The sequence below is a fragment of the Pseudomonas sp. NPDC086112 genome, from assembly GCF_044746425.1.
Taxonomy (GTDB): Bacteria; Pseudomonadota; Gammaproteobacteria; order Pseudomonadales; family Pseudomonadaceae; genus Aquipseudomonas.
In genome coordinates this window covers 1,282-4,155 of record NZ_JBIVCD010000083.1, presented here as the reverse complement: position 1 = coordinate 4,155, position 2,874 = coordinate 1,282, and the positions used below count along the sequence as shown (strand labels likewise).

Below are 2,874 nucleotides of genomic sequence, written 5' to 3'. Positions count from 1 at the left end.
GGTGGGGGGGGGGTTTTTTTGTGGTGGGGGGGGGGGGGGGGGGGGGGCCCCCCCCCCCCCCCGGGCCCCCCCCCCCCCCGCCCGGCCCCCCCCCCCCCGCGCTCCTACAAGGGGTGGTGCATAATGGCCGGTCTTGGCGTGGTTTCAAGGAGGGGCAGGGTTTGTTGAAATGGCGATGGTGCAGTGTTGTTGTCCTGATAGGCGCCTTAACCGGCTGTGGCAATAGCGATTCGATGGAGAGTTTCAGCGGCCCGACCATGGGCAGCAGCTATTCGATCAAGTACGTGCGCCGTGCCCATCTTCCCGCTCCGGCGGAAGTCCGCATCCAGGTCGAAAAAATCCTCGCTGAAATCGATCAGCAAATGTCGACCTATCGCAGCGACTCCGACATTGAACGCTTCAATAATTTGCCCGCTAACCGCTGTCAGACAATGCCCGCGCCAATCCTCGAACTGGTCCGCGTCGGCGAGCGACTGTCTTCGCTAAGCGATGGCTCCTTCGACCTGACGGTGGAGCCGCTGCTCAACCTCTGGGGGTTCGGGCCGCAAGCGCGAGAGGAAAAAGTGCCGAGTGCCGAGGCGCTCGCCGAGGTGCAGCAACGCGTCGGCCACAGCCACTTGCGCATCGACGGTGATCAGTTGTGCAAGGACGTGGCAGTCGAGCTCGACTTCAACAGCATCGCTGCCGGTTACGCGGTCGATACGATTGCCGCGAAACTCGAAGCAATGGGTATCCACAGTTACCTGACTGAAGTCACTGGCGAACTCAAGGCTGCCGGCAAAAAACTCGATGGCTCGCCTTGGCGCATCGCCCTGGAAGAACCCCGAGACGATCAGCAAGTCGCGCAAAAAGTCATCGCCATCGACGGCTATGGCGTGTCCACCTCCGGTGACTACCGTAATTATTTCGAGCAGGGTGGCCAGCGCTATTCCCACACCTTCGATGCCCGTACCGGAGCTCCGGTCCTACACACCCTGGCGTCAGTCACAGTGATTCATCCTTCAGCGTTAATGGCCGATGGCCTATCGACGCTGTTGCTGATTCTCGGTCCTGAACGGGGTTGGGACTATGCCCAAACCCATGACATTGGTGCATTCTTTGTGATTCGTGCCGATACAGGTTTCGTCACACGCACCAATCAGGCTTTTGAGCGCCTGGTGGGTGAGAAAACCAAGTGATTACGGCATCAAAAGCGTTTTTGATGGCGTTGTAGTGCAGGCAAAACTAGCCTACGACGCGACCAAGGGTTAATGTGCCCGGCGTTGACGCTTCTATAGACTGTGTCCGGGTTCTGCACTGGCCCCAAATTGTTCCTTCACGCCGCAGATCGGCGTGATTTAGCCGCAGGTGCCGAGGGCGCCGCGGCCTGTTCTGAGGAGTATGCATGGCTGTCTACAACTACGACGTGGTGGTGTTGGGTTCCGGCCCGGCCGGAGAAGGCGCGGCAATGAATGCCGCCAAAGCAGGGCGCAAGGTGGCGATGGTCGATAGCCGTCGCCAGGTCGGCGGCAACTGCACCCACCTGGGCACCATCCCGTCCAAGGCCTTGCGTCACTCGGTCCGGCAGATCATGCAGTTCAACACCAACCCGATGTTCCGGGCCATTGGTGAGCCGCGCTGGTTCTCGTTCCCGGACGTTTTGAAAAGCGCCGAAAAAGTCATCTCCAAACAAGTCGCCTCGCGCACCGGTTACTACGCCCGTAACCGTGTCGACGTGTTCTTCGGCACCGGCAGCTTCGCTGACGAGCAAACCATTGAAGTGGTCTGCGCCAACGGCGTGGTCGAAAAACTGGTGGCCAAGCACATCATCATCGCCACCGGCTCGCGTCCTTATCGCCCGGCGGACATCGATTTCCATCACCCGCGTATCTACGATAGCGACACCATCCTCAGCCTCGGCCATACCCCGCGCAAACTCATCGTTTACGGCGCTGGTGTGATCGGTTGCGAATACGCCTCGATCTTCAGTGGTCTGGGTGTGCTGGTCGAGTTGGTGGACAACCGCGGTCAGTTGCTGAGCTTCCTCGACTCGGAAATTTCCCAGGCGCTGAGTTACCACTTCAGCAATAACAACATCACGGTTCGCCACAACGAAGATTACGACCGCGTCGAAGGCGTGGACAACGGCGTGATCCTGCACCTGAAGTCCGGCAAGAAGATCAAGGCCGATGCCTTGCTCTGGTGCAACGGTCGTACCGGCAACACCGATCAGCTGGGTCTGGAAAATATCGGCGTGAAAGTCAACAGCCGTGGCCAGATCGAAGTCGACGAAAACTACCGCACCTGCGTGCCGAATATTTACGGCGCCGGTGACGTGATCGGTTGGCCGAGCCTGGCCAGTGCTGCGCACGACCAGGGCCGTTCGGCCGCTGGCAGTATTGTCGACAATGGCAGCTGGCGCTTCGTCAACGATGTGCCAACCGGCATCTACACCATTCCGGAGATCAGCTCGATCGGCAAGAACGAGCAGGAGCTGACTCAGGCCAAGGTGCCGTACGAAGTGGGCAAGGCGTTCTTCAAGGGCATGGCGCGTGCGCAGATTGCCGGCGAACCGCAAGGCATGCTGAAGATCCTGTTCCACCGCGATACCCTGGAAGTGCTGGGCGTTCACTGCTTCGGTTATCAGGCGTCGGAGATCGTGCACATCGGTCAGGCGATCATGAGCCAGCCGGGCGAACAGAACACCCTGAAGTACTTCGTCAACACGACGTTCAACTACCCGACCATGGCTGAAGCCTATCGGGTAGCGGCGTACGATGGCCTCAACCGGCTTTTTTGAGCGGCTCCGGCCGGTGGCCTGAGCCGGCCGGGGAGACCGATTTCAGCAATTCTCGAGCGTGGCAGTGGCCAAACCGGGAAAGTCTGTAATCAGGC

Annotated in this window: 2 protein-coding genes; both read left to right on the top strand. The window is 59.8% G+C overall.

Annotated elements, in window-relative coordinates; all coding sequences use genetic code 11:
- Positions 1–233 precede the first annotated feature (233 nt).
- Complete coding sequence (locus tag ACIPLA_RS27940) at positions 234–1,178, top strand: FAD:protein FMN transferase (protein ID WP_225603242.1); 945 nt, start codon at positions 234–236, stop codon at positions 1,176–1,178.
- A gap of 206 nt (positions 1,179–1,384) precedes the next feature.
- Positions 1,385–2,779, top strand: coding sequence for a Si-specific NAD(P)(+) transhydrogenase (gene sthA / locus ACIPLA_RS27935; protein WP_008073074.1), 1,395 nt, complete (start codon positions 1,385–1,387; stop codon positions 2,777–2,779).
- The last annotated feature ends 95 nt before the right edge of the window (positions 2,780–2,874 follow it).

Bases quoted from the DNA above. Each gene is read 5' to 3' on its own strand.
- ACIPLA_RS27940 (WP_225603242.1), top strand. From the start codon at position 234: ATGGAGAGTTTCAGCGGCCCGACCATGGGCAGCAGCTATTCGATCAAG.
- sthA (WP_008073074.1), top strand. From the start codon at position 1,385: ATGGCTGTCTACAACTACGACGTGGTGGTGTTGGGTTCCGGCCCGGCC.